Below are 24,814 nucleotides of genomic sequence, written 5' to 3' on the forward strand. Positions count from 1 at the left end.
ACGACGCGATCACAGAACGCCCCGCTGTCAGTGTGCAGCGGGGCGCTCGGTCAGCGGCTCATAGGGGCGTCCCCGGTGATCCGCCCCCGCCTCCCCCCACGAAGCGACAGGCGCGAGGGGGGCAAGACGGTATGTAAGCGGCGCCCCGGGACGTCAGCGCGCGGTGACGCTGCCGTCCTGCACGTTGACCGTGTACTCCTTGTCCCGGTTGTCGATGTCGAGCTCGACTTCCCAGCGCACGACGTCGTCGTCCTCGTCCAGGGAGGCCTCGTCCAGCACCTTGGTGCCCGACTCGGACTCGGCGGACTCGAAGACCCGCTTGATCGCGTCCTTCGCGCCCACGGACGCGGCACGCAGCTCGGCCACGTCGTCCTCATCCGCGCGGCCGTCCGCACGGTCCTCCTGGACGTTCTTGCCCGTGCCGTCCACCGTGACCTGGTGGGCGTTACCGTCCGCGATCAGGTCCACCTCAAACTTGTCCGCGCGGCGGTCGTAGTCGATCTCCACCACGTCACCACCCTGGTGCTGGGCCAGCGCGGAGTCAACGGCGGCCAGCGCGGCCGCCTGCCCGCCGTTGACGGCCGCGCCGGACGCCGAACCGCTCGGGCTCGCGCTGCCGGACGCGCTGCTCATGGGCGAGGCGCTCTCGGACGGCGAGGCGCTGTCCGTGGCGGACGCGGTGTCGGACGGGGATGCACCGGTCGCGTCGGGCGTGGCCGCGTCCTGCGTGGTGCCGGTGGCCGCCGGGGTGGCGTCCCCGGCGCCCTGGGTCGCGTTCTGCGCGGGGGCCTGGTTCTGGGTGGTGTTCCCGCAGCCCACGAGCAACGAGGCGCTCAGCAGTGCGGCGGAACCGAGGGTCAGGATCTTCTGGGGTCGCTTCATGGTCCCGAGTATCGCCCGCCCCGGGGGACCGGGTCGAGGGTCCGTCGGTAGAAGTCGCAGTGTGTTGACCACCCGCGCTGCACCGCGGTACGCCGCGACGCGCCGGGCCGGCCACCGCGTCCTGCCCGGCCGGGCGCGCTCCCAGCGGGATCACGCGCGCTGTCACCGCCCACTCAGCCTGCCCGGCTACTATTCTGAACACTGTCCATGACCGTGTGTACCGCCGCCCCCTGCGGTCGCACGCCGCGCAGCGCCACTGGCTGACCGAGGAAGGAGGCGGGATGGGTTTCTGGACCGGGCTGGAGAACGGGATCGAGAAGGTGGTCCGCACCGCCTTCACCGCGGGTTCTCGCAAGCGGGTCGAGGCCGTGGAGATCGCAAGCGCCCTGCGCCGTGAACTGGACCAGGAGTCCTTCACCGTTCCCGCGGGCCGCACCATGGCACCCAACGTCTTCACCGTGGAGTTCTCCGACGACGACTTCCCCCGGGCCCAGGAATGGGGCGTCCAACTGGCCGAGGAACTGTGCGACGTCGTCATCCGTCACGCGCGCTCGCAGGCCTATACCCTGCAGGGCGCGGTGCGCGTGAGCTTCACGCGCCAGTCCGAACTCGAGGCCGGCCACTTCGACATCCTGTCCTCGTTCGAGCGCACGAGCACACCGGAGGTTCCCGCGGACGCCGGGACCTCCGCGCGCGCACCCCAACCCCCGGCGCCCGCCCCGCACGCCCGCCCGCGCGAGGACCAAGCCGCTCATTCGACCGACGACAACGCTGCGGGCCACGTTCCCGGCGGCTACCACGACCCGGTCGACGACCAGGCCGGGCTGCAACCGGTGCCCGTGATCCAGGTGGGCGCCGAACGTTTCACGCTCAACGCGGACCGCGTGAGCGTGGGCCGCTCCGCGCAGGCGGACGTGACCGTGGAGGACACGGGGGTCTCCCGCGAGCACCTCGAAATCCGGCGCCAAGGGGACCATTTCCTGGCTGTGGACCTCGGTTCCACAAACGGTTCCTATGTGGACGGCCAGCGGATCCAGGGCAGAGCCCAGCTCGTGGACGGTTCCGTGATCACCGTGGGGCGCACCAGGTTGACCTTCCGACTGATGCTCCCGAGGGAGAGGCGCTGACGTGTCCGAACTGACCGTGACCCTGCTGCGCTACGGATTCCTGGCGCTGCTGTGGATCTTCATCGCCGCCGTGGTCTTCTCCCAGGCGCGTGACCTGACCGTGGGCGGCAAGGCCCGCGCGGCCGTGCGCGGTGGCCGCGAGAAACTGCGTGACGCCCGCGCACGGGAACCCCGCCAGGAGGCACCCCAGAACCCCCGCCCCGCCGCCCCCACCACAGGGGGTGCGCGTACGCGCGCGCAACAGCTCGTGGTCGTGGACGGCCCGCTCGCCGGGCGTAGCTTCCAACTGGGATCGGCCCCCGTGATGCTGGGCCGTTCCACAGAGGCCACCATCCCGCTCGAGGACGACTACGCCTCGGGGCGCCACGCCCGCCTGTTCGCGCAGGGATCCAAGTGGTTCCTGGAGGACCTCGGGTCCACGAACGGCACCTACCTGCAGGACCAGCGACTGTCCCGCGCCACCGTGGTGGACCCGGGCGCCCGGTTCCGGGTGGGGCGCACCGTGATGGAACTGAGGCCGTAGCCCATGCCCATTGCTTTCCGATATGCTGCTCGCTCCGACGTGGGCCGGGCCCGTTCCAAGAACGACGACTCCGCCTACGCCGGCCGCTACCTGGCCGTCGTCGCGGACGGGATGGGTGGTCACGTGGGGGGTGACGTCGCCTCGGCCTCCGCGGTGATCGACCTGACCCACCTGGACCACGCCGGCTACGATGGCGACGCCGAGACCGTGCTCGCGGACGAGATCCAGAACGCCAACCAGAACCTCGCGAAACTCGTGCAGTCCAATCCACGGTTGGGCGGGATGGGCACCACCGTGACGTCCCTGCTGATCGACGGGGACGTGATCTGCGTGGCGCACATCGGGGACTCCCGCGCGTACCGGTTGTCCGAGGCCGAGGGTTTCGAGCAGGTCACTACCGACCACACGTTCGTCCAGCGGCTGATCGACGAGGGCCGGTTGCAGCCCGAGGAGGCCGAGACCCACCCCCACAAGAACGTGCTCATGCGGGTGCTCGGTGACGTGGACGCCTCCCCCGAACTCGAGGTGCGCACCGTGCGCCCGGCCGTGGGTGAGCGCTGGTTGCTGTGCTCCGACGGCCTCAACGCGGTGGTGAACGCTCAGACCATCGAGAACGTGATGCGCTCCACGGGGGATCTGAACCAGATCGTGAACTCCCTCGTGGAACTGACCCTGGACCGCGGGGCCCCGGACAACGTGACCGTGGTTGTGGTGCAGGTGGACGAGATCCCCCAGGGCAGCGAGGCCCACCCCATGACCGGGGAGAGCCAGGGGGCCGTACCGGATCAGTCCCGCACGTCGGACGAGCAACTCATGAGCGAGTCCGAGGTGGAGCACTGGGACGGACCCATGGACTCCCCCGTGGCCGGCGGCGGCACCGACTACCGCGAACCCGGCTACCCCCACACCACATCGCAGCCCACCCAGTCCTCGGCCTCCGTGCTGCGCCGGGACCTGGCCGAGCGTCCCCACCTGCTCGTGGGTGCCGCGGCGAACGCGACCCAGACGGGGCGTATCCCTACCGTCTCGGATTCGGCGATCCAGCGCCGCGCCACGATGCTCGCGACCTCCACGCTGGACGTGACCACCGATCCCGCCGAGGTACGCAGCCTGTTGCGTCGCAAGGGTGACGACCCCGCGCGCGGGACCAAACGCCGTCGTGCGGCGTGGATCGTGGGCGTCGTCGTGCTCGCCCTCGCGCTGCTGCTCGGCGGGTGGGGTGCGCGCGCGTGGACCTCGTCCCAGTACTACGTGGGTGAGGACCGGGGTCACGTGGCCGTGTTCCAGGGGGTCTCGCAGTCCCTGGGTCCCATTTCGCTGAGCGAGTTGAGCGCGACCACCGAGATCCCCGTGGACTCCCTGTCCCAGTACGCGCAGGACCGCGTGCGCGCCACGATCCCCGCGGGCAGCCGCGAGGAGGCCGAACAGATCGTCGCGGACCTGGAGTCCTCGCGCGGACCCGAACCCCGCCCCACGGGCCGGGTGACGGTCACGACCCCCACACCGAACCCGTCCGCGAGCGCGTCGCCGAGTGGCTCGGCCACCCCGCGCACGTCCCCCGGTGCCTCGGGGACCCCCGGGGGTGAGAACCGATGAGTTCGACCGTGAACGCCGCGCCCGAGCGCGGCACAGAGGCTCCCGTGCGCCCCAGGCCGCGGCGGATCACCGAGTTGCTGTTGCTGCTCGTGGCCCTGGCGATCGGCGTGGGCGCCAACATCCTGGTGGATCCCGAACGCGCCCAAGCGGATCCCCGCCACATCATCATGAGCGGCACCGTGCTGGGCGTGGGCGCCCTGCTGGTGCACGTGGTGCTGTGGATCCGTGCGCGCTACGCGGACCCCTACCTGCTCCCGCTGGCCGTGGCGCTCAACGGGCTCGGGCTGGCGATGATCCACCGCATCGACCTGTCCACCAACCAGAGTGCCGCCAACACCCAGGTGGTGTGGACCGGCGTGGCCATGCTCGCGTGCTGCGTGGTGCTGTGGTTGCTCAAGGACCACCGGCGACTGCGCAACGTCACGTACATCATGTTGCTGCTCTCCGCCGTGCTCCTGCTGCTGCCCATGATCCCGGGCCTCGGCGTGGAGATCAACGGCGCCCGACTGTGGATCTCGGTGGCCGGGCGCACGTTCCAGCCCGGTGAGATCGCCAAGATCACGCTGGCCATCTTCTTCGCGGGCTACCTCTCGACCAACCGGGACCTGATCCTGCTGGCTGGGCGCAAGATCGGCCCCGTGCGCCTGCCCCGGTTCCGGGACATCGCCCCCATGCTCGCGGCGTGGGTGATCGCGATCGGCGTGCTGGTGCTGCAGAAGGACATGGGTACCGCCATCATGTTCTTCGGCCTGTTCCTGGCCATGGTCTACCTGGCCACGGGACGCCTGGGCTGGATCGTGCTGGGCGTGCTGCTCATGGCCGTGGGAGGTTTCGCCGCGAGCCGCATGTTCTCCCACGTGGCCCTGCGCCTGGACGCGTGGCTGGACGCCTTCAACCCGGACGTCTACAACCGCTCCCCCGGTGGCTCGGCGCAGATCGTGCAGGGACTGTTCGGTCTGGCCTCCGGCGGACTGTTCGGTCAGGGCCTGGGTCAGGGGCGCCCGGACCTGGTCTCCTATTCCAATTCGGACATGATCATCACGGCGTTCGGCGAGGAGCTCGGGCTGATCGGGCTCGGCGCGATCCTGGTAATGTTCCTGCTCTTCGCGACCCGCGGGTTGCGCGCGGCCCTGGGTACCCGTGATGCGTTCGGCAAGCTGTTGGCCGCGGGCCTGTCCTCGCTCATGGTGCTGCAGTTGCTCGTGGTGATCGGCGGTGTCACGCGGTTGCTGCCGCTGACCGGTCTGACCACCCCGTTCATGTCCGCCGGTGGCTCGTCCCTACTGTCCAACTGGATCATCGTGGCGATTCTGCTGGCCATCTCCCACAGCGCGCGGCGCCCCGTGGTCACCGGCCCCGCCACGGACGAGGACCTCGCGACCTTCGAGCGCCGCCTCCGCGCCCGCGAGGAACGCCGCGACGACGAGCGCACCCGCACCGACGGCGCCGACGCCGCCCCGGGCCGGGGGCCGGCCACGGAGCCCACCCCGTTGCTGTCGCGGACCACGTCCGTATCCCACGACGCCGCGGAGTCCCCGGGCGCGGTGGAATCGGCATCCGCGACCGAGGCGATCTCGCGGATCACGCATCGCTCGAGCGGTTCCGCCGGCCACGGCGCCACGCGCGCCTCCCGGAGCGACCGCACCGGGGGTGACGCGGCGTCGTCGTCCGGTGAACGCGGCGCATCCGGCGGCAACGCGCACGATCAGGAAGGGGGGACCCGATGAACAAGGCGATCCGGCGCATGTGGCTCATGGCCGTGGCCATCATGGTGGTGCTGCTACTGACACTGACGTACGTGCAGTTCTTCGCGGCCAACGCCCTCCAGGCCAACCCGTGGAACAACCGCACGCTGTACGAACAGTTCGGCCGGGACCGCGGCTCGATCCTCGTGGGCGGGAAGGAGATCGCTCGCTCCGTGCCCGCGGACGGCGATTTCGCGCACCAGCGCGTCTACTCGGACTCCCCCCTGTACGCGAACCTCACCGGGTACTTCTCCCTGGTCTACGGGGCCACGGGACTCGAATCCGCCATGGGTGACCAACTCTCGGGCGCGTCCGACGACCAGTTCTACGACCGCGTGGTGTCCCTGTTCTCCGGGAACCAGCCCAAGGGCGCCTCGGTGGAGCTGACCCTGGACCCCGAGCTGCAGCGCATCGCGTACAACGCACTGGAGGGTCACAACGGCTCCATCGTGGCCGTGGACCCCAAGACCGGCGAGATCAAGGCCATGGTCTCCCGCAAGAGCTACGACGCGAACGCCCTGTCCTCGCACGACACGAACCAGGTGGTCGCAGCCGCCCAGTCCCTGAACGCGGACCCGGACAAGCCGCTCGTGAACCGCGCGATCAGCGGGGACCTGTACTCCCCCGGTTCCACGTTCAAGATCATCGACACCGTGGCCGCGCTGGAGTCCGGGAAGTACACGACCGACACCACGCTGCCGAACCCCAATGAGCTCCCGCTCCCGGACACGACAGTTAGCCTGCCCAACTACCGCCAGGGCGGGTGTGCCGCGCGCTCCCAGGTGGACCTGCGCTTCGCGCTCGAGCAGTCCTGCAACACCCCGTTCGCGCACATCGCCATGGACCTGGGCCAGGACAAGATCCGCCAGACAGCACAGAACTTCGGCTACGGCCAGAACCTGGACATCCCGCTGCAGGTCACCCCGTCCGTGTTCCCCGAGGACATGAACCAGGCCCAACTCGCCCTGTCCTCGATCGGGCAGTACGACGTCCGCACCACCCCGCTGCAGGTGGCCATGGCCTCCGCGGCTATAGCCAACGACGGTGTGATGATGCGTCCCAGCCTCATCAAGACCGTGCGCTCCTCGGACCTGTCCGTGATCGACCAGTTCCAGGCCGAGCAGCTGCGCCGCTCCACGGACGCAGAGACCGCGCGCACCGTCAAGGACCTGATGACCTCCGTGGTCAGTAACGGCATCGCGTCCGGCGCGGCCGTGCCCGGCGTGCAGGTGGCCGGGAAGACCGGCACGGCGGAGATCGGCAGGGACGGATTGAACGATTCGTGGTTCACTGGATTCGCGCCCGCCGACGACCCCCAGTTGGCGGTGGCCGTGGTGGTCGAGGACGTGGACGTCACCACAGGGTCTTCCCTGACCAGCCCCAGTGCACGGCAACTCTTCGAGGCGGTGTTGAACAAGTGAGACCATCGTCGAACACCACCCTGGGCGGTCGTTACGCCCTGACGGAACGAATTGCCATCGGCGGCATGGGCGAGGTGTGGAAGGCCAAGGATCAGGTCCTGGGTCGGATCGTCGCGGTGAAGATCCTCAAGGACGAGTACAACGGGGATCCCACGTTCCTTCAGCGGTTCCGGGCGGAGGCCCGCCACACCGCCCTGCTCAACCACCCGGGTGTGGCCAACGTCTTCGACTACGGCGAGGACGAGGGCTCCGCGTTCCTGGTCATGGAACTCGTGCCCGGCGAACCGCTGTCCAACATCATCGACCGGCAGAAGTCGTTGGACCCGGACACGGTCCTGAACTACATCGGCCAGACCGCCCGCGCCCTGGCCGCCGCGCACGCGCAAGGGCTCGTGCACCGGGACGTGAAGCCCGGCAACCTGATCATCACCCCGGACAACCGCGTCAAGGTCACCGACTTCGGCATCGCCCGGCTCGCGGACCAGGTGCCGCTCACGGCCACCGGCCAGGTCATGGGCACGGCCCAGTACCTGGCCCCCGAGCAGGCCACCGGTCAGACCGCCACGGGCTCCTCGGACATCTACTCCCTGGGGATCATCGGCTACGAACTGCTCGCCGGCCGGCGCCCCTTCACGGGGGAATCCCAGATCGCGATCGCCCTGGCCCAGGTCAACGACAACCCTCCCGCGCTGCCGGACTCCATCCCGGACCCGGTGCGCGCCCTCATCATGTCCATGCTCGCCAAGGACCCGGAGGAACGCCCGGAGAACGCGGGCAAGCTCGCCAACGCCGTGGATGCGCTGCGCCGCGGGGACGTCACGGCCGCGGTCACGATGGTCCCGGGGATGCAGCCGTTCCTGTCCCAGGACTTCTCCGACGAGCAACCCACCGAGGCCATCGCACCGGTCTCGGGACCGAGCACCCGGCCCATGTCCGGGACGGCCGCCGCGGGAGTGACCGGTTCGGCCGCGGCCGCGGCCCAGCCGGACCCCAAGTACAGCGCCCACCCCTCTACCGCACAGTTCGACGCCGTGAACCGGCCACCGAGCTCGCAGCGCGGTTCCACCCCGCAGGGTGAGCGGCGCAAGACGTCCGTGTGGGCGTGGTTGTTGCCGCTGCTTGCACTTCTGGTGGCCCTGGCCGTGGCCGGGGTGTACTTCTTCTCCTCGCGGGACGATTCCGGCTCCCCCGCACCGGGCACCGTCACGTCCTCCACCGTGAGCCCCACCGCGAACACCATGGTGTTGCCCGCCAACATGGTGGGCCGCGACGCGGACCAGGTCGCCTCCGAGATCACCGCCATGGGCGTGAACGTGGACAAGCGGCTGCAGCAGAGCACGGGTCAGGCGGAGAACACCGTGGTCTCCGTGGAACCCGCGGCCGGTTCGCGGGTGAAGGTCGGTTCCACCGTGGTGATGTACGTCGCGTGGACCCCGGGTGCCCAGACGACCCCGGGTGCCGGGACCGGGGGCACCGGTGCCACGCAGTCACCGCAGCAACAGCCCGAGCAGAACCAGAACACCCAGGCACCGCAGCAGACCGCTCAGCCCGCTCCCACCAACGGCGGGGGCAACGGCGCCGGTAACGGCGACGGCGCGGACAACGGCGGGGCCGGTAACGGAGCCACCAACGGCGCCGGGGAGACCGGCCAGAACGGGGCGAACACCCAGGCGGACACCGGTGCCCAGGGGACCACGGATCAGAGCGCCCGCACCGAGGCAGGATCCGGGCAGTCCAACCCCGTGCAGGGCACCGGTGACGGGGCGCTCGCGGCTCCGAGCGCTCCCGGCAGCGGCGCGGGCGGCTGACACGCATGGGGACGTCGGGACTGCCGGATCTGATCAACGACCGGTACGAGGTCGGTGAGGTCATCGGCCGCGGTGGCATGGCCACGGTGCACGTGGGACAGGACGTGCGCCTGGGCCGCCGCGTGGCCATCAAGATCCTGCGTCCGGAACTGGCCGCGGACGAGACGTTCCACGAGCGGTTCCAGCGCGAGGCCCACGCCGTGGCGTCCCTCAACCACCACTCGATCGTGGCCATCTACGACACCGGGGAAATCCGCCCCCAGGGCCCGGACGGTGTCCTGCGCCCCTACATCGTCATGGAATACGTCCCCGGGCGCACACTGCGGGAACTCATGCACGGGCCGGGGGTCACTCCGGAACAGGCCATCGAGTACATGCTCGGCATCATGGACGCCCTGTCCTTCAGCCACCGCGCGGGGATCGTGCACCGGGACATCAAACCCGCCAACGTCAAGGTCACCCCGGACGGCAGCGTCAAGGTCATGGACTTCGGGATCGCGCGTGCCGTGGAGGACACGCAGGCCGCGCTGACCCAGTCCCAGGCGGTGCTCGGCACCGCACAGTACCTTTCCCCCGAACAGGCCAGCGGGGCCGCGGTGGATCCCCGTTCGGACCTGTACTCCGCCGCGTGCGTGCTCTTCGAGTTGCTGACCGGGCGCGCGCCGTTCGTGGGGGAATCCTCCGTGGCGATCGCCGCGCAGCACGTGCGGGACGCGCCGCCCGCGCCGTCGGCGGTGAACCCGCAGTTGCCGCCCGCCGTGGACCGGTTCATGGAGCGCGCCCTGGCCAAGGACCCCCGGGACCGGTTCGTGGACGCCGGGCAGATGCGCCGGGCGCTGCGGGAACTCGGCGGGCAACTGCCCGGCAACCTCGGGGCGACCCAGCCCATCAACGTCGCCCACACTGCCGACTCTCACACCAAGACCCTGCCCGCAGTGGGCGCCGGTACCCCGGGCGCCGCCGTGACCGCCGCGGGACGCAGCGAAGACGCCGAGCCCACCGTCTCCGCACAGTACGGCCGGTTCGACGACGACGCCGCGGCCGACGACCCAGCGCCCGTCGCCGCCCCCGCGTCCGCCTCCGCGCGGTACGAACGGCGCCGTCGCAGGCCCCTGTGGGTCGTGCCCGTGGTGCTGCTGCTCGTGCTCGCGCTGCTGGTCGGCGGAACCGTGCTGGGCGTGCGGTGGTGGCAGGACCAGCAGGTCGAACAGGTCGCGCAGGTGAGCGTCCCCCAGGTCACGGGGATGGACAGCACCACGGCGGAGAACACCCTGCGGGACGCGGGGCTGAACCCCACGTTCACCACGCAGCACAGTGACAGTGTGCCGGACAAGCACGTGATCAGCATGAGCCCCGCCGCGGGGGCCCAGGTGGACCAGGGGTCCTCGGTGGCCGTCGTGGTCTCCGAGGGGCCCGAGAACGTGACCGTGCCCAACGATCTCGTGGGCCAATCCTTGGACTACGCCCGCCAGTCCCTGCAGCAGGCCGGCCTCACGGCGGGCCCGGTCAGCACGGTCAACAGCGCCACCGTGCCCCACAACGTGGTGCTCTCGACCGATCCCGGACAGGGCGCCTCGGTGGCCCGGGACAGCGCGGTCAAACTGCAGGTGTCCACGGGCAAGGTCACGGTCCCGGACGTCGTCGGCCGCAGCCGCGCGGAGGCCGAACAGGCCTTGCGGGCGGACGACGTGCGACTCAACTACGACGTGGAGATCCGCGAGACCGAGGATGCTGAGGCTGGCACGGTGCTGCGGCAGTCCGCTCCCGCGGGGTCCTCCGTGAGCCAGGGGTCCACGATCACGCTCACGGTGGCCCGGAAGGTGACGCCCACGCCGAGCCCCACCCCGTCCCCGACGAACGAGGACGAGCCCACGGCGGAACCCACGACTCCCGTCGAACCCACGACTCCCGCCGAACCCACGGATGCCGCACCCCAACCCACGCAGCCCCAGCCCACGAGTCGCCCCACCGCATCCCGCGGGGGCGACGGCTGAGATCGGCCGGGTCTTATTGTGCGGGGCCCTGCTTCGACGGACCTCGCTCCGACGGAGTGTGCGGTCCGGGTGCCTCTGACGGAACTGGTTCTCAGGCGGTCATGAGCGGGGACAACCCCGCGGCCGCTGCGGCGGCACCGTGCTGGCCCACTTCCTCGAGCCAGTTGCCGAGCATGAGGTAGCCACCCTCCGTGAGCACGGACTCAGGGTGGAACTGCACGCCGTGCAGCGGGGCGGAGCGGTGCTTGAGACCCATGACAACCTGCCCGTCTTCGGTGGTCGCGGTGACCTCGAGGCAGTCCGGGACGGTGTCCGCGGCCACGGCGAGCGAGTGGTACCGGGTCGCGGTGAACGGCGACGGGACCGAGGGGAAGACGCTGTCCCCGTGGTGCACCAACTGGGACGTCTTGCCGTGCATGAGCTGTTGGGCGTGGCCCACGCGAGCGCCGTAGACTTCACCGAGCGCCTGGTGGCCCAGGCACACGCCGAGCAACGGTGTCCTGGTGTGCTCCGCCCAGCGGATCAGGTCCGCGCACACGCCGGCGTCCGCGGGGGCACCGGGGCCGGGGGACAGCAGGACACCTTGGTGTTCACCGGCGAGAGCGGTGGCCGCGGCGACGTCCAGGTCGTCGTTGCGCACCACGGTCGTCTGGGCCCCCAATTGCTGCAGATACCCCACCAAGGTGTAGACAAAGCTGTCGTAGTTATCCACGACGAGAATCTTCACAGACACTCAAGAACTCCTGCACGTTCACCAATTGACAGAACTCGCGCCAGTCTACGCCCGCTCGGGCGGATAGACTGAACGCCGATCTCGCGGCAGGAACCGGTCCCCGCCGCACCCGCGGGCCGCCACGGCCGCGAACCCACCCCCGGGCCACGCCCGGACGTGGTGCCCACGCAGCAGGAGGAAAGAACGCCAGTGTCTGAGCCCAAGAAGCGCTTCGGTCGATCCCGTAAGTCGCAGGACGACACACAGGACTTCGCCCTCACGGAACGGGACCGCGAACTCGCCGCCCTCGCGGCGGAGAGCCTTCCCCGCAACAGCGCCGCCGCGTCCTTCGAGCGTTCTGCCGCGCGCAAGTCCGGGTCCTCGGCCGTCTCCACCAAGGATGCGGCGACCGACCACGGTCTCGCCGACGACGCCGCTGCGCCCGGTACCGGGGATGCGTCCGGTGACCCGGCTGTGCCCGCTGGCAAGACGACGTCCGTCGGTAAGGGCCGGGCGGGGAAGAAGCGGGCGACCGCGGCATCCGTGTCCGCTTCCGGGACCGCTGTAGCGAACGAATCCGGCATGAAGGTGGCCCGGGCCGGTACGTCCGGAGCGGACGCATCCGGCGAGGCCGGGTCCACCGACGAGCCGGGCGCCGGCACGTCCGATACGAGCGAGGACGCGGAGACGCCCGCGGCGCGCAAGAAGCTGCAGCGGGACGAGCGACGTCGTGCGGCGAAGGCCGCCAAGGCGGAGAAGCGCGAGCGCCGGTCCACCGACTACCAGCCCACGCCGCTGTGGTACAAGGTGGTCATGATCGGGTTGATGATCCTGGGGCTGTTGTGGATCATCACCTACTACCTGTTCCAGGGCATGGTGCCCATCCCCGGGATCAGCGTGTGGAATCTGGTGATCGGGCTCGGGTTCATGCTGGCGGGGCTCATCATGACCACCAGATGGCGTTGACCCTGCCACCGATCCGCACTCGCGCCCCGCAGGAGGCCTCGTGAACACTTCCCCTCACCCCTCGTCACCCGATGACGGGCGGGGCGCCGGGCCCCCCGATCGGAACTTCCCGGACGACGACGCCGCTCCGGGGCCCCTGTCCGAGGCGTCGTCGCGCCGCGGCGCGAACGGAACCCGCCGCGAGGGGTACCGGATCAACCCCGCGCGTATGGAGGTGCGGGTGCGGCGCATCGCGCTCGTGGGACTCGTGCTCGTGCCGCTGATCTACTTCATCGTGCAGTCGTTGCGCTAGCCGCGCTCCTGCCCCGCGGAACGCAAGTGCCCCATCGGTCGGACAACCGGTGGGGCACTGTTCACGCGGGGAGCGAGTCGCTCGGGCGCGAGATGCTCAGGTGCGAGTCGTTCAGTTGGTGGACTCCGGAGCGGTGAACTCCACGTCCAGGTCGATGCGCACCTTGTCGGAGACCATGACCCCGCCGGCCTCCAGGGCTGCGTTCCAGGTCACGTTGAACTCCTTGCGGGAAATCGAGGTGGAGGCGGTGAAGCCCGCGCGGGTGGTGCCGAAGGCGTCCACGGCCACGCCGTTGAACTCGGCGTCCAGCTTCACGGGCTTGGTCACGCCACGCAGGGTGAGCTCGCCGGTCACGGTGCCCTCACCGTCGTTGAGCTCCAGGCCGGTGATCTTGTAGGTCATCTGCGGGTGGTTCTCCACGTCGAAGAACTCGGCCGAGCGCACGTGGTTGTCGCGGGTCTCGTTCTTGGTGTCCACGGAGTTCATCCCCACGGTCACCTGGCCGTTGGACTGCGAAGCGTCCTTGGCCACGTTGAGTTCACCGGAGACGTCGCTGAACACGCCGCGCACCTTGGAGATACCGGCGTGGCGGACGGAGAACGCGACCTCCGTGTGGGCGGGGTCCAGGGTCCAGGTTCCGGGGGTCATACCTTCGAGCGTGGTCATTCGTTCCTCCTTGGCATCGGGCGGGCCGTCGTCGGACGGCCCAATTGGTTGCTTCGGAAACTAATTTACGACCCACTGTTTGATGCGTCAACCTATTCTGGAGAAAACTTTGGGTGAACAGCGTCACACACGGCACGGCGAAGGCCCGCCCGTCAGAGGTGTAGGTCCAGCACCGAGCTGTCGCTGAGGCCGTGGAACTGCCGCTGGTGGTACACAAGCGGGCTGCCCGAGCCCTCTTCACCCAGGACCTCCACGACGGCGGCATTGAACACGAGCGCCGACCCGGCCTTGATCCGCGCGAGCGGGATGGCCCGCAGCACGCGGCGCACCCCGAGCAAGCGGGGCTCGCCTGTGGACAGCGTGGTCCACTCCATGTCGTCCCCGAAACGGGGTGCACCCGAAATGGCGAAGGAACGTGCGAGTTCCACGTTGTCCGAATCCAGGAAATGCACCACGAAGGAATCGGCCGTTGCCACGACGGCCGCCGAACCGCGCTTGGCCTGCAGTGAGAAGCCGAGGATCGGGGGGTCGGCGGAGATGGAGGAGACGGAGGACGCCGTGAGGCCCACGGGGCCTTCCGGCCCGGCGACCGTGATGATCGCGATGCCCGCAGGATGCTGACCGAACGCGGACTTGAACCCTTCCGTCAGGCGCGGATCGCTGTGCAGCGCCTCCGTGGGGGCCACGAGGTCCACGGCATGTGCGGCGACCCGTTCTGCCTCACCCCCGGATGCCGGGACACCGTCCAACCCCTGGTCGGGGTCGGGGGTCTCGGGATCGGCTGAGGTGTTCTGGCTGACGCGGTCCGGCATGGTGGGTCCTCTCACACGGCTGTGTTCCCGGATCGGCGGTCCGGCCGCCGTTATCCGGACAGGCTAAATCCTGCCAGGCATCTCATGTCCAACACATGGTTTCGTAGTCCACATTCTGGGCCACACGGCGCAATGAGACGTCACATTGGGGGGACACCACCGCTACGCACCGTGCGACGAGCGATCCCCCACTTCTCACCGTACGCTCACCCGCGGCCGGGATCACCCGATGCTCTTGTACTCCCTCGCGAAATGGATCAGGGGACGGTCCGCGGCACCCGCGTCCACCCCTCGGCCCATGGCCGTGACACGCCCCACGACCACCAGGTGGGTTGCCGCGGTGTGGGTGGACACGGTGTCCAGCTCGAACCAGCTCAGGCACCCGTCGATCACAGGCGTCCCCGTGCGCTCGGTGCGGTGGAACGGGACGGTGTCCAGCAGTCCGTCCACGGGGTTGCCCGGACTCGCGAGCCAATTCGCCACGGAGCGCTGATCCGCGTTCAGCAGGGACAGTGCCCAGGATCCGGAGCCCTCCACGGCCTCGCACATCCGCCCCATGTCGTACAGGCACACGAGCATGGTGGGCGGATCGTAGGAGACGTCCGCGAACGCCGTGACGGTGATCGCGTGGTCCTTGCCCCGGTAGCGCGAGCACACCACGCCCACCCCCACCGCGTGATCGGCGGCCAGGGTGCGGTAGCGCTCCACTTGCACGTCCGTGGGGCGGGGATCCAGGGTCTCGTTCTGCATGACCCCAGTGTGTCATCGCGCTCGTCGCGGCCCCGGGTCCGAGCGGGGCACCGGTTCTCGTGGCCGAGCCGCACGCAGACCCTCGCGTTCGAGCGGGGCGCCCGACCCCGTCTGCCGACAGACGGGGTCGCTCTCAGCACGTCAGCGTGCTCGCCGGTGTCCACCCGTCATGCGTAGCGTGATGTTCAACCGCCCGCCGTTCTTCAACCCCAGGTGCAGGCCACCCGTGCCGGGGAACACTTTGGGCACGCCGTGGAACGCGTACCGGGAGGGTCCGCCGAACACGAACAGGTCCCCCGAGCGCAGTTCCACGTCCCGGTACGGAGCCGTGCGGGTCTCGGTGTTGCCGAAGCGGAACGTGCACGTGTCCCCCAGGGACAGGGACACGATGGGCGCCGCCGAGAACTCGTCCTTGTCCTGGTGCATCCCCATGTGCGCGGCGCCGTCGTAGTAGTTGACCAGCGCGGAGTCGGGGACGAAACCGCGGACGACGTCCTCGACTTCGGGGACGCCCACATCTCCCGCGTCCACCACCCCGTACGCGTCCGCCACGGCCCGCGCACCCAGGTCCACGAGCCAGTCCGGCAGGGCCGCGACCTCCGCTCCCCCGGTGGCCCCGTAGCGGTAGGGGGTCCGATTCGCGCCGAGCATGACCGACTGCACGGACATCCGACCGCCGCCCGGCATCACCTGGTGACGCATGGGGGCCGAGCGCACCCAGTCACGGCACGCGGCCACGAGATCGTGCTGCCGGGCGACGGGGAGCCAATCGGGAACGTGCACGGCCCCGGGCGCGAGCACGGTGGGCTCGCGGGGGACGGTGAACAGCTCGGTGACCTCGTACTCGGCCATGCCCGTGAGCCTAGGACCGACCCCCGACACCCACACCGCGCGCCGCCCGGCGCCGGCTGGGGCGATCCGAGCAGGGCGCCCCGAGAACTGAACCGGCAAGTCCGGGTCCGGTGGTGGCCCCGAGTCTGCGGGTAGGCGCTCCCTCATCCCGCTCCCCCGCTCATCCCCTCCCACCCCAAGCAACCCGTTCAGCACACCCGGGAGAGCAGCGGCCCGCGGAATATCGGGCCCCGTGAGCCCGTTATTCCTACAGCAAGTTTTCTCTGGAAAGGGTTTCATTCATGGCACTGCCTCTATCGGTCATCGACTTCGCCACCGTGCGCGAGAACCAATCGGTGGGTGAGAGTTTCGCGGATTCCGTGACCCTTGCCCGGCACGCGGAGCGGTTGGGATACACGCGGGTCTGGTACGCGGAGCACCACAACATGCCCACGATCGCGTCCTCCGCACCGGCAGTGTTGATCGCCCACGTGGCCGCGCACACGGAACGCATCCGGCTCGGTTCGGGCGGCGTCATGCTGCCCAATCACTCCCCGCTCACGATCGCGGAACAATTCGGCACCCTCGCGGAGCTGCATCCCGGCCGGATCGACCTGGGGCTCGGTCGCGCCCCGGGGACGGATCCGCGCACGCTGCGCGCACTGCGTCGTTCCCCCGAATCCGCCGAGAGCTTCCCCCAGGACGTCAAGGAACTGCGGGGCTACCTGACCGGCAACTCACTCATCCCGGGAGTGCAGGCGATGCCGGGTGCGGGGACCGACGTGCCGCTGACCATCCTGGGCTCGTCCCTGTTCGGGGCCCAGCTGGCCGCGGCCTACGGGCTGCCCTATGCGTTCGCATCGCACTTCGCGCCGGACGCCCTCGTGGACGCCGTGGCCGCGTACCGGGCCCAGTTCCAGCCGTCCGAACAGCTCGCGGAGCCGTACGTGATCGCCGCGGTGAACGTGATCATTTCCGAGGACGCGCAGAACGCCGCCCGTCAGCTGGAAGCGACCCAGCGCTCCCGGGTCAAGGCCATGGTGGGCCGCGGCCGGGAGTTCACGGACGAGGAGATGGACATGGTCATGGCCTCCCCCGCTGCCGCGCAGATCCTGCACATGATCAGTTACACCGGCGCGGGCACCCCGGACACCGTGGTGGACTACCTGCACCGGTTCGCAGAACACGCTGATGCGGACGAGCTGATGATCTCCCCCACCGCCACGCGTCAACCGGACGTCCTCACAGCCATGGAGTTGCTCGCCGACAACTGGAACTGAGCGCCGGGCATCCCCGGGTACATCCATGCCCCGATAAAGCACCCGGATCGCGATTCCGAGGCATTCTCGGGACTCAGATGTTCGCCCGCCATTCCGCCCGTGAGCGGCACCCGCGAGCCGCCCGATCAGACGAGGCGCGAGAGGAAGGCACCCAGAGCGGCGTCGTACTCCGAGGGGTTCTCCATGTTGGGCGTGTGCCCGCTCGCGGGGACCACCACGAGCTCACCGTGGCGCAGCAGCTCGCTCATGACCTGGCCCGCGCCGTTGTCGAACGCGTCCGAGTCCCCCACGATCACGAGCGCGGGCTTTTCCCACGCGCGCAGCGTCTCGGTGAAATCGTTGCGTTCGGCCCGCCCGCGCATGGCCGCGGTGGAGCCCTCGAGCGGGGCAGTCCGGATCATCTCACACACGCGCTCGGCGACCTCCGGCAGCCGCTCCACGTTCTCCTCCGCGATCATCTTGGACAGCACGTTCTGCGCGTAGGTCTCCATGCCGTCCCGCACGATCCCGTCCGCCGCCACATGACGACGCCGCCGCCCTGCCGCGTCCTCGGACGTGGGCACCGTGTCGTTGATGATCAGCGCGCTCACCCGTTCGGGGTACGACGCGGCGATCTGCATGGCCACCTGACCGGACATCGAGAAGCCCAACAGGATCACGGTCTCCAGGCCGAGCTCGTCCAGCAGCGCGACGATGTCCGCGGCGAACTCCTCGGTATACACGATCCCCTCGGTGACCTGGGACTCGCCGAACCCGCGCAGGTCCGGGGCGATCACGCGCCACCCCTGCTCCGCGAGAGTCGTGACCTGCCCGTCCCACATGGAGCGGTCGTACGCGTGGCCGTGCAGCAGCACGACGGACTCGCCCCGGCCCTCGTCCGTGTAGGCCAGCTCGGTGTCGTTGACGTGGGCGGTGTGCGTGGTGAATGTCGATCGGCTCATGGGGCCATGATGTCAGGTGGGGTGGCCCGGGAGCGGGTGATGTCAGGGGTGCAGTCCACGCACCGCCCGCACGACACGGCCCGCACACGACGACGACGCCCACCCCCGGGAAGAGAGCGAGCGGCGTCGTACCGGGAGCTCAGATCTCCGCGTACCGCACCACCGCGCGGCTCGCGAGACCGGCGATCAGCGTGACGACCACGAGGCCGAGCGGGATGCCCCACCGTCCGAGCTCGCTCGCGAGGTCCAACCACAAGTCCGGCCAGGCCACGATCGCGGCGAGCAGACCCAGTGCCACGAGCACCACGGCCACGATCGAGATCACGGTCCAGATCACCCCGGCCGCGCGGTAGATCCCGCCGAAACTCATGCCCGCGAAGAGGCTCATGAGACTCAGCAGGAACAATGTCACGGCCACGATCAGGGGGTTGCCGTCACCCAGGGCGTGAATGGTGAGGAAACTGATCCCCAGCCCGAACCCGGTCGCGGCCTCCGCGGCTAGGATCACGAGACCCACGGCTGCGACCACCAGGGACGTGATCATGAAACCCATGGCCGTGCCCGCCCAGAAGTTCCGGCGGGTGCTGCCGAACGCGAGCGCGCCGGCGAAACCCCGGTTGGCGGTCAGCGCGCCGTGGGAGATCAGGAAGCCCGGGAGGGCCCAGAACACGGCCAGGTTGGCTTGGAATCCGTCCTGGACAGGCCGCGGTAGGGGCAGACCGGTGCGGATGCCGATGATCAGCCCGATCACGACCGTGAGGATCGCGACCAGGATCAGGATGGCCGGGGCCACCACGAAGGAGTTGAGTCGGTTGGTCAGGTACAGCGCGAGGTTCCGGCGGGCGTACTGCATCACACACTCATTTCTGCGTCGTCGGTGCCGCGCATGCCCCGCGCGGCCACGAGTTCCTGCAAGGTGACGGGTTCCAACGAGACATTGGCGGCGTCCGCGCGGCGCCGGTCCTCAGCGGTCGCGGTGCCGTCCACGGTGATGGAGAGGATGTTGCCGAGTCGGTACTCGCGCAGGACCCTGCGAGCGCCCACGACGTCCCGGACCACGGGTTCGAGTCCGCGCAGCACGAACGCGCTGTCCCGGGCGTCGTCGATGTCCGCGTCCACCGTGACCCGGCCGTCCTCGATCATGACCACGTTCTCGAGCAGGTCGGACACCTCGTCGATCAGGTGCGTGGAGAGGATCACGGTGCGCGGGTGTTCGGCCATGGCGCGGGCGAACTCCTCGTAAAACAGGGCGCGGTGCCCGGGGTCGAGCCCCAGGTACGGCTCGTCCATGAAGGTGTACGGCGCCCGCGCGGCCAGCGAGATGACGATCGCCAGCGCGCTGCGCTGCCCGCGGGAGAGCTTGGTGGTGCGCGTGCTCATCGGCAGCTTGAACCGGGGCGCCAGGCGCTCGGCCAGGTCGGTGTCCCACGTGGGGTAGAACGTGGGCAGGATGCGCAGCAGGGAGGCCGGGGTGTCGTCGTCGTGGAACTTCTGGTCCTCGTGGACGAAGCACGTGCGTTCGAGCAACCGCGCGTTCTCCCGCGGATCCTCACCGTCGATCAGCACCTCACCGGAGCTGCGGAACGTGTGATTGAGGATCACGGACATCAGCGTGGTCTTGCCCACGCCGTTGGCCCCGAGCAGCCCGTGCACCCGATCGGGCGCGAAATCCACGGTGATGTCCCGCAGCACGTGTTTCTTGCCGAAGGACTTGTTCAGGTTCCTGATCCGGATCCCCTGCCCCGGCGCGCTCTCGCGGTGATCCGCGTGTCGTACGGGAGAACTCATGGCGAGACCTTTCTGATGAGTGCGACCATGTCGTCGAGTGTGAGTCCGAGCCTCCGGGCCTCGGCCACGGCGGGTTGGATGAAGTCTTCATGGAACGCCTCCCGGCGCTGCGCTCGCAGGATGTCCGGGCCATCCGCGGCCACGAACGTCCCGATCCCACGACGCCGCTCCACGACTCCCTGATCCACCAAGCGTCCCAGCGCTTTTCCCGCCGTCGCGGGGTTGATGCGGTAGAACGCGGCGAGTTCGTTGGTGGATGGCACCGCGGAATCCACCGGGTAGTTGCCCTGGAGGATGTCGTCCGCGATCTGGTCGGCCAGGACCATGAAGATCGGGCGACCGTCTTGTTTGGGTGTCATGGAGAACTTCCAGCTCCTTGGTTCATTACTTTACTAATGAACCACATAACCGGCGAGGCGGTCAAGGGTTCACGGATCGGATCAGGACGAGAACGACGACGCCGCCCGCCCCCGGGAGGGGGCGAGCGGCGTCGAGCGACCGGCCGGGGTCAGACCGGGCGCACCGCGGCCCACCAGATGAGCAGCATGGTCACCAGGAAACCGGTGAGGTAGTTCAACCACAGGAAGGTCTTCCACCCCGCGTTGGCCTGCCCGGAATCGGTGTCCGTGACACCGCTGAAGCGCAGCACGTTGAGCAGGTACGGCACCGCGAGCAGCGCGGCGAGCTGGCCTGGCCACTCGGTGAACATCATGAGCCCGCCCGCCAGGGCGTACAGCAGCGCGGCCACCCACACGGTGGGCCGGGCCCCGAGCACCGTGGCCACGGACGCGAGTCCGCCCTCCCGGTCCGGGACCACGTCCTGGACCGCGCCGAACATCTGGGAGGCCATGCCCCACAGGAAGAACCCGATGAGCAGCGCCCACAGTCCCGGTGTGAACGTGGCGCCCGCCAGCGTCAGGCCGTAGACCGCGGGCGAGACGAAGTGGGTGGCACTCGTCATCGCGTCCACGAACGGGCGTTCCTTGAACCGCAGCCCGGCCCACGAGTACGCCACCACGGCGAACAGCGAGACCGCGAGCACCGCGATGGACACCCAGTTGCCCGTGACCACCGCGTAGCCCAGGAGCACCAGGACGAAGGGCACCGGGACCAGGCACGAGGCCAGCAACACGGGGCGCTGCGCGGCACGGTCCACCACGGCACCCTCCACACCGCCCTTGCGGGGATTGCGCAGATCGGACTCGTAGTCGAAGACGTCGTTGATGCCGTACATGGCCAGGTTGTAGGGCACCAGGAAGAACACCGTGCCGAGCACCACGAGCCACCACGGGATGCCCCCGGTCAACAGCACCGCCGCGGTGAACGGGTACGCGGTGTTCACCCAGCTCAGGGGGCGCGAGGCCCAGAAGAGCTTACTCAGCACGGACTCCCCTTTCCTCAGCCCCCGGCGTTCGGGCACCGCGAGCGCCGCGTCCGTCGTGCGCCCCGCGTCCGTCGCCGACACGACGTTCTTCACGGGCACCGCGTTCTTGGCGGGCACCACCGAGCAACAACCACAGCGCCGGCAGCAGGAGCACCCCCGCGAACGGGTACGCGAAGTCCTCGAGCGGGGCCAGTCCGATCTGCGCGCCGGAGATGTTGTGCTCCGTGTAGGTCATGATCCCGGCGGCGATCATGAGGTTGTCGAAGATCGCGGTGAGCACCCCGAGCAGCACGAAGGACGCCACCAGGGATCCCCAGAACAGCCCCCGCGGCCGCCGCACGAGCACGGCCACGAGCAGCACCACTGCCGAGATGCCCAAGAAGATGAAGTTCACGCTCCAGTACGTCACGATCCGTGACCTCCTCGCAGTTCGGACGACGACGCCGCGGTGCCCCGCCGGTCGCGCAGCCACCGCCACAGCACGGGTGCCCCGATCACGTAGATCATGGTCTGGTAGCACAGGAATGCCAGGAAGAAGACCTCTTCGAGGGGCAGTTCGGGGGCCACCAAGATCCCCAGGGTCAGTGAGTTCTCGCCGTGCCAGAACAGCCCGTTGACGATCCCCACAACGTCCCACGCGAGGAAGAACAGAACCCCCACGACGAGCACGAGCCACGCCCGCAGTTTGTGCCCCGACCAGAAGTAAAGGTTCCACCGCCGGTCGATCAGCGCGTAGCACCCCAGGAACACGAGCAGCATGAGCAAATACATCAGGACACCCCGCTGTCCTCGCGGATGGCGTCCCACACCACCTGGGATGAGATCAAGCACATGGGCACGCCGATCCCCGGGCGCACCGAGGACCCCGCGTAGAACAGGCCCCGGATCCCGGGATCGGTCACACCGGGGCGCAGCATCGCGGACTGGCCGAGCGTGTGACCAGGGCCCAGGAGGGAACCGCGCCACGCGTTGAACTGGGCGACGAAGTCCCCCGGCCCGTACGTGCGCCGCACCACGACCCGGGACTCGAGATCCGGGATCTTCGCCCAGCGGGCCAGTTGCGCCACGGCCGCGTCCGCGACCCGCTCGACCTGTTCCGAACCCGGTTCGTGGCGTTCCGGCGTGCTGATCCCGCCGCGACCCCACTCGGGGACGGCCGGTGCGGGCACCAGGATGAAGAGGTTCTCGTCCCCCTCGGGCGCAGTGGCGGGGTCCGTGGCCGACGTCATGGACACATAGATCGAGGTCTCCTCCGCGAGCTCCCGCCCGGTACCGATGCGCGCGAAGTTGTCGTCCCAGTCCGCCGTGAACAGCAGGTTGTGGTGGGCCAATTGCGGCAATTTCCCCCGCACGCCCAGGCACACGAGCACCCCGGACGGCCCCGGGTCCCGGCGCTTCCACCGCGATTCCGGGGCCCGGTACCGCTCGGGCAGCAACCTGGTCTGGATGTGGTGCAGGTCCGTGGCACCCACCACGAGATCGGCGGGCACGGTGGTCTCCGCACCGTCGGCCGCCGTCCGCGGCGCATTCGAGGCCGATGACGTCGCGCGGTAGCGTACGCCGCGCACGGAGCCGGCCGAGCGACGTCGTGAACGGGCGGCCGCCACCTGGGAACGCACGGAGCGCGGTGCCCGCTCGACGTCGATCCCCGTGACGGTCGCCCCGGTCACGATCTCGACCCCGGCCGCGCGCACCAGCTCGACCATCGCGTCCACGAGCGCGCTGAACCCACCCACGGGGTACCGCACTCCGTCCGTGAGATCGAGGTGACTCATGAGGTGGTACATGGCCGGAGCGCTCGAGGGCGAGGCGCCCAGGAACACCGCGGGGTACCCCAGGATCTGGCGTTCCCGCGGATCGGTGAACCGCTGGTCGATGTAGCCCTTCATGGACCGGGTCAGCAGTGTGCCGAGCCGCGGGAGGTTCTTGAGCACCTGCGGGGTCATGAGCTCACGGGGGTGCGCGAAATCCGTGTAGAGAAAGTACTTCTTGGCGAGCTCGTAGACCTCCGCGCCGGAGTCCAGGTACATGCGCAGCGCGCGGGAGGATCCCGGGTCCAGTTGCTCGAACAGTTCCTCCGCGTGCCCGCTGACCACGTCCGTCGGTGGCTCGTCCAGGTGCTCCTCGAAGAACGTGCGGTAGCCCGGGCTCAGGGTGCGCAGGTCCAGTTCTGCTGCGGCGCTGGAGCCCATGAGCCGGAACCACCGGTCGATGACCTCCGGCATGAGGTACCAACTGGGGCCGGTGTCGAACGAGAAGCCCTCCGCGGACCACCGCCCGGAGCGCCCACCCAGGATGTCCTGTTGTTCCAGAAGGGTCACGCGGTGCCCGTCCTGGGCGAGCAGCCCCGCCGTGGCCAGGCCCGCGAAACCGCCGCCGATCACCACCGTCCGTGTCATCGTGTCACCACCGAATCCGAGAGGGAGCGCGCCGCGATCCGCAGTTTCACCGCGGTGGGCACGCTGATGCGTTGTCTGGTCAGTTCCCGCGCGGGGACGCGTTCGATCCGCCGGGACAGTTCCGCGAACAGTCCGTGCGCAATCAGGACCGCCCGGCGAGCGCGCCGGTCCAGGGCCAGGATCCCGGGCATCGCGGCGTCGAGATCCGCATTGAGGTCCGCGAGCAGCTGCGCCTTCTGGGTCTCGTCCAGGTGGGCGGGGTCCGCGCCCGGGAAGTACGTGCGACCGAGCTGGTCGTGGTCCGCCCCGAGGTCACGCAGGAAATTCACCTTCTGGAAGGCCGCTCCCAGCCGCCGGGCCGTGGCCCGCAGCATGTCCCGCTGCTCAGGGGTGTCCGCCCGTGTGCCGGGCATGTCCATGAACACCTCGAGGCACATGAGTCCCACGACCTCCGCGGAACCGTAGATGTACGACTCGAGCGACGCGCCGTCGTGCTCGGCCACGTCCAGGTCGGCGCGCATGGACGCGAAGAACGGTTCGGTCAGCTCCCGCCCGAAACCGTGACGGCGGGCGACGTCCGCGAAGCCGTGGATCACCAGGTCCGTGGCGAATCCCGTGGCCAGGGCCGAGTTCACAGCCGCTTCGTACCCGTCCAGGGCGGTGCGCACGCGGGCGGCTTCGAGGCCCGCGGCGCCCGCGGTGCCGTCCACGACCTCGTCCGCGACGCGCACGAGCGCGTAGATCCCCGCGATGTCCCGGCGCACGGCGGACGGCAGGGTGCGGCACGCCAGCGAGAAGGAGGTGGAGTACCGGCCGATGACCGACCCGGAGGCCGCGAGGGCCGTGGCGGTGTACAGGCGAAGCGACGCGAGGGGCGGCGCGTCCGAATCCGGCATG

The 24,814-nt window shown here is 69.5% G+C and carries 25 protein-coding genes; 10 read left to right on the forward strand and 15 right to left on the reverse strand.

Annotated elements, in window-relative coordinates:
• Window positions 1-153: 153 nt before the first annotated feature.
• On the reverse strand, window positions 154-882 hold the full coding sequence (locus A5728_RS02950; RefSeq protein WP_064845625.1) for a hypothetical protein: 729 nt from the start codon (window positions 880-882) through the stop codon (window positions 154-156).
• A gap of 281 nt (window positions 883-1,163) precedes the next feature.
• On the opposite strand from A5728_RS02950, the gene A5728_RS02955 reads away from it, so the two are divergent.
• The 7 genes from A5728_RS02955 to pknB are packed head-to-tail and all read left to right on the forward strand — an operon-like array spanning window position 1,164 to window position 11,096.
• A complete protein-coding gene (locus A5728_RS02955) occupies window positions 1,164-2,009 on the forward strand; it encodes a DUF3662 and FHA domain-containing protein (RefSeq protein WP_064845626.1) in 846 nt (281 codons plus the stop codon).
• A gap of 1 nt (window position 2,010) precedes the next feature.
• Complete coding sequence (locus A5728_RS02960; RefSeq protein ID WP_064845627.1) at window positions 2,011-2,532, forward strand: FHA domain-containing protein; 522 nt, start codon at window positions 2,011-2,013, stop codon at window positions 2,530-2,532.
• A gap of 3 nt (window positions 2,533-2,535) precedes the next feature.
• Window positions 2,536-4,128, forward strand: coding sequence for a PP2C family serine/threonine-protein phosphatase (locus A5728_RS02965; RefSeq protein WP_064845628.1), 1,593 nt, complete (start codon window positions 2,536-2,538; stop codon window positions 4,126-4,128).
• Entirely contained in the window at window positions 4,125-5,855 is a 1,731-nt protein-coding gene (locus A5728_RS02970) for an FtsW/RodA/SpoVE family cell cycle protein (protein ID WP_064845629.1), read from the forward strand. The genes A5728_RS02965 and A5728_RS02970 overlap by 4 nt, the downstream gene beginning before the upstream one ends.
• The gene (locus A5728_RS02975; RefSeq protein WP_064845630.1) at window positions 5,852-7,294 is read left to right on the forward strand and encodes a penicillin-binding protein 2; all 1,443 of its coding nucleotides are present in this window, start codon (window positions 5,852-5,854) and stop codon (window positions 7,292-7,294) included. Before A5728_RS02970 ends, A5728_RS02975 begins: the two co-directional genes overlap by 4 nt.
• Window positions 7,291-9,102 (forward strand): protein kinase, encoded by a 1,812-nt coding sequence (locus A5728_RS02980; RefSeq protein ID WP_064845631.1) that lies wholly within the window; start codon window positions 7,291-7,293, stop codon window positions 9,100-9,102. The genes A5728_RS02975 and A5728_RS02980 overlap by 4 nt, the downstream gene beginning before the upstream one ends.
• Before the next feature lie 5 nt (window positions 9,103-9,107).
• On the forward strand, window positions 9,108-11,096 hold the full coding sequence (gene pknB, locus A5728_RS02985) for a Stk1 family PASTA domain-containing Ser/Thr kinase (protein WP_064845632.1): 1,989 nt from the start codon (window positions 9,108-9,110) through the stop codon (window positions 11,094-11,096).
• 91 nt (window positions 11,097-11,187) lie between these two features.
• Here pknB and A5728_RS02990 read toward each other — a convergent pair whose 3' ends face one another.
• Entirely contained in the window at window positions 11,188-11,829 is a 642-nt protein-coding gene (locus A5728_RS02990) for an aminodeoxychorismate/anthranilate synthase component II (protein ID WP_064845633.1), read from the reverse strand.
• Between the two features lie 189 nt (window positions 11,830-12,018).
• Here A5728_RS02990 and A5728_RS14410 point away from each other — a divergent pair, with 189 nt between their 5' ends.
• Both A5728_RS14410 and A5728_RS03000 read left to right on the forward strand, forming a co-directional pair.
• On the forward strand, window positions 12,019-12,774 hold the full coding sequence (locus A5728_RS14410; protein ID WP_197493068.1) for a cell division protein CrgA: 756 nt from the start codon (window positions 12,019-12,021) through the stop codon (window positions 12,772-12,774).
• 40 nt (window positions 12,775-12,814) lie between these two features.
• Window positions 12,815-13,066, forward strand: a complete 252-nt coding sequence (locus A5728_RS03000; protein WP_064845634.1) for a hypothetical protein — start codon at window positions 12,815-12,817, stop codon at window positions 13,064-13,066.
• 111 nt (window positions 13,067-13,177) lie between these two features.
• On the opposite strand, the gene A5728_RS03005 is transcribed toward A5728_RS03000, so the two are convergent.
• The 4 genes from A5728_RS03005 to A5728_RS03020 form a co-directional block, all read right to left on the reverse strand.
• Window positions 13,178-13,732, reverse strand: a complete 555-nt coding sequence (locus A5728_RS03005; protein ID WP_064845635.1) for a YceI family protein — start codon at window positions 13,730-13,732, stop codon at window positions 13,178-13,180.
• Window positions 13,733-13,884: 152 nt separating this feature from the next.
• The gene (locus A5728_RS03010; RefSeq protein WP_197493070.1) at window positions 13,885-14,544 is read right to left on the reverse strand and encodes a flavin reductase family protein; all 660 of its coding nucleotides are present in this window, start codon (window positions 14,542-14,544) and stop codon (window positions 13,885-13,887) included.
• A 222-nt stretch (window positions 14,545-14,766) separates the two neighbouring features.
• On the reverse strand, window positions 14,767-15,294 hold the full coding sequence (locus tag A5728_RS03015) for a flavin reductase family protein (protein WP_064845636.1): 528 nt from the start codon (window positions 15,292-15,294) through the stop codon (window positions 14,767-14,769).
• A gap of 141 nt (window positions 15,295-15,435) precedes the next feature.
• Window positions 15,436-16,146: an alpha-ketoglutarate-dependent dioxygenase AlkB gene (locus tag A5728_RS03020; protein ID WP_064845637.1), complete on the reverse strand. Its 711-nt coding sequence runs from the start codon at window positions 16,144-16,146 to the stop codon at window positions 15,436-15,438.
• 281 nt (window positions 16,147-16,427) lie between these two features.
• Between A5728_RS03020 and A5728_RS03025 the strand changes: the two genes are divergently transcribed.
• A complete protein-coding gene (locus A5728_RS03025) occupies window positions 16,428-17,405 on the forward strand; it encodes an LLM class flavin-dependent oxidoreductase (protein WP_064845638.1) in 978 nt (325 codons plus the stop codon).
• A gap of 125 nt (window positions 17,406-17,530) precedes the next feature.
• Here the strand turns inward: A5728_RS03025 and A5728_RS03030 are convergent, their stop codons facing one another.
• From A5728_RS03030 to A5728_RS03070, 9 genes are all read right to left on the reverse strand, one after another.
• Window positions 17,531-18,346 (reverse strand): alpha/beta fold hydrolase, encoded by an 816-nt coding sequence (locus tag A5728_RS03030; RefSeq protein WP_064845639.1) that lies wholly within the window; start codon window positions 18,344-18,346, stop codon window positions 17,531-17,533.
• Window positions 18,347-18,485: 139 nt separating this feature from the next.
• Window positions 18,486-19,199, reverse strand: coding sequence for a hypothetical protein (locus tag A5728_RS03035; protein ID WP_064845640.1), 714 nt, complete (start codon window positions 19,197-19,199; stop codon window positions 18,486-18,488).
• Window positions 19,199-20,134 (reverse strand): ABC transporter ATP-binding protein, encoded by a 936-nt coding sequence (locus A5728_RS03040; protein ID WP_064845641.1) that lies wholly within the window; start codon window positions 20,132-20,134, stop codon window positions 19,199-19,201. Before A5728_RS03040 ends, A5728_RS03035 begins: the two co-directional genes overlap by 1 nt.
• Window positions 20,131-20,493, reverse strand: a complete 363-nt coding sequence (locus A5728_RS03045; RefSeq protein WP_064845642.1) for a GntR family transcriptional regulator — start codon at window positions 20,491-20,493, stop codon at window positions 20,131-20,133. The genes A5728_RS03040 and A5728_RS03045 overlap by 4 nt, the downstream gene beginning before the upstream one ends.
• Window positions 20,494-20,642: 149 nt before the next feature.
• Window positions 20,643-21,518, reverse strand: a complete 876-nt coding sequence (locus A5728_RS03050; RefSeq protein WP_064845643.1) for a prenyltransferase — start codon at window positions 21,516-21,518, stop codon at window positions 20,643-20,645.
• On the reverse strand, window positions 21,508-21,927 hold the full coding sequence (locus A5728_RS03055) for a lycopene cyclase domain-containing protein (protein WP_064845644.1): 420 nt from the start codon (window positions 21,925-21,927) through the stop codon (window positions 21,508-21,510). The genes A5728_RS03050 and A5728_RS03055 overlap by 11 nt, the downstream gene beginning before the upstream one ends.
• Window positions 21,924-22,289 (reverse strand): lycopene cyclase domain-containing protein, encoded by a 366-nt coding sequence (locus A5728_RS03060; RefSeq protein WP_082943190.1) that lies wholly within the window; start codon window positions 22,287-22,289, stop codon window positions 21,924-21,926. Before A5728_RS03060 ends, A5728_RS03055 begins: the two co-directional genes overlap by 4 nt.
• Window positions 22,289-23,917, reverse strand: a complete 1,629-nt coding sequence (gene crtI / locus A5728_RS03065) for a phytoene desaturase family protein (protein ID WP_064845646.1) — start codon at window positions 23,915-23,917, stop codon at window positions 22,289-22,291. Before crtI ends, A5728_RS03060 begins: the two co-directional genes overlap by 1 nt.
• On the reverse strand, window positions 23,914-24,813 hold the full coding sequence (locus A5728_RS03070; RefSeq protein ID WP_064845647.1) for a phytoene/squalene synthase family protein: 900 nt from the start codon (window positions 24,811-24,813) through the stop codon (window positions 23,914-23,916). Before A5728_RS03070 ends, crtI begins: the two co-directional genes overlap by 4 nt.
• Window position 24,814: the final 1 nt, after the last annotated feature.

The organism is Kocuria sp. ICS0012 (assembly GCF_001665945.1).
In the GTDB taxonomy this organism is placed as follows: domain Bacteria; phylum Actinomycetota; class Actinomycetes; order Actinomycetales; family Micrococcaceae; genus Kocuria; species Kocuria marina.

Coding starts and splice junctions, on each gene's coding strand:
- A5728_RS02950 (WP_064845625.1), bottom strand. CDS start 882: ATGAAGCGACCCCAGAAGATCCTGACCCTCGGTTCCGCCGCACTGCTG.
- A5728_RS02955 (WP_064845626.1), top strand. CDS start 1,164: ATGGGTTTCTGGACCGGGCTGGAGAACGGGATCGAGAAGGTGGTCCGC.
- A5728_RS02965 (WP_064845628.1), top strand. CDS start 2,536: ATGCCCATTGCTTTCCGATATGCTGCTCGCTCCGACGTGGGCCGGGCC.
- A5728_RS02970 (WP_064845629.1), top strand. CDS start 4,125: ATGAGTTCGACCGTGAACGCCGCGCCCGAGCGCGGCACAGAGGCTCCC.
- A5728_RS02975 (WP_064845630.1), top strand. CDS start 5,852: ATGAACAAGGCGATCCGGCGCATGTGGCTCATGGCCGTGGCCATCATG.
- pknB (WP_064845632.1), top strand. CDS start 9,108: ATGGGGACGTCGGGACTGCCGGATCTGATCAACGACCGGTACGAGGTC.
- A5728_RS03005 (WP_064845635.1), bottom strand. CDS start 13,732: ATGACCACGCTCGAAGGTATGACCCCCGGAACCTGGACCCTGGACCCC.
- A5728_RS03010 (WP_197493070.1), bottom strand. CDS start 14,544: ATGCCGGACCGCGTCAGCCAGAACACCTCAGCCGATCCCGAGACCCCC.
- A5728_RS03015 (WP_064845636.1), bottom strand. CDS start 15,294: ATGCAGAACGAGACCCTGGATCCCCGCCCCACGGACGTGCAAGTGGAG.
- A5728_RS03020 (WP_064845637.1), bottom strand. CDS start 16,146: ATGGCCGAGTACGAGGTCACCGAGCTGTTCACCGTCCCCCGCGAGCCC.
- A5728_RS03025 (WP_064845638.1), top strand. CDS start 16,428: ATGGCACTGCCTCTATCGGTCATCGACTTCGCCACCGTGCGCGAGAAC.
- A5728_RS03030 (WP_064845639.1), bottom strand. CDS start 18,346: ATGAGCCGATCGACATTCACCACGCACACCGCCCACGTCAACGACACC.
- A5728_RS03035 (WP_064845640.1), bottom strand. CDS start 19,199: ATGCAGTACGCCCGCCGGAACCTCGCGCTGTACCTGACCAACCGACTC.
- A5728_RS03040 (WP_064845641.1), bottom strand. CDS start 20,134: ATGAGTTCTCCCGTACGACACGCGGATCACCGCGAGAGCGCGCCGGGG.
- A5728_RS03045 (WP_064845642.1), bottom strand. CDS start 20,493: ATGACACCCAAACAAGACGGTCGCCCGATCTTCATGGTCCTGGCCGAC.
- A5728_RS03060 (WP_082943190.1), bottom strand. CDS start 22,289: ATGTATTTGCTCATGCTGCTCGTGTTCCTGGGGTGCTACGCGCTGATC.
- crtI (WP_064845646.1), bottom strand. CDS start 23,917: ATGACACGGACGGTGGTGATCGGCGGCGGTTTCGCGGGCCTGGCCACG.
- A5728_RS03070 (WP_064845647.1), bottom strand. CDS start 24,813: ATGCCGGATTCGGACGCGCCGCCCCTCGCGTCGCTTCGCCTGTACACC.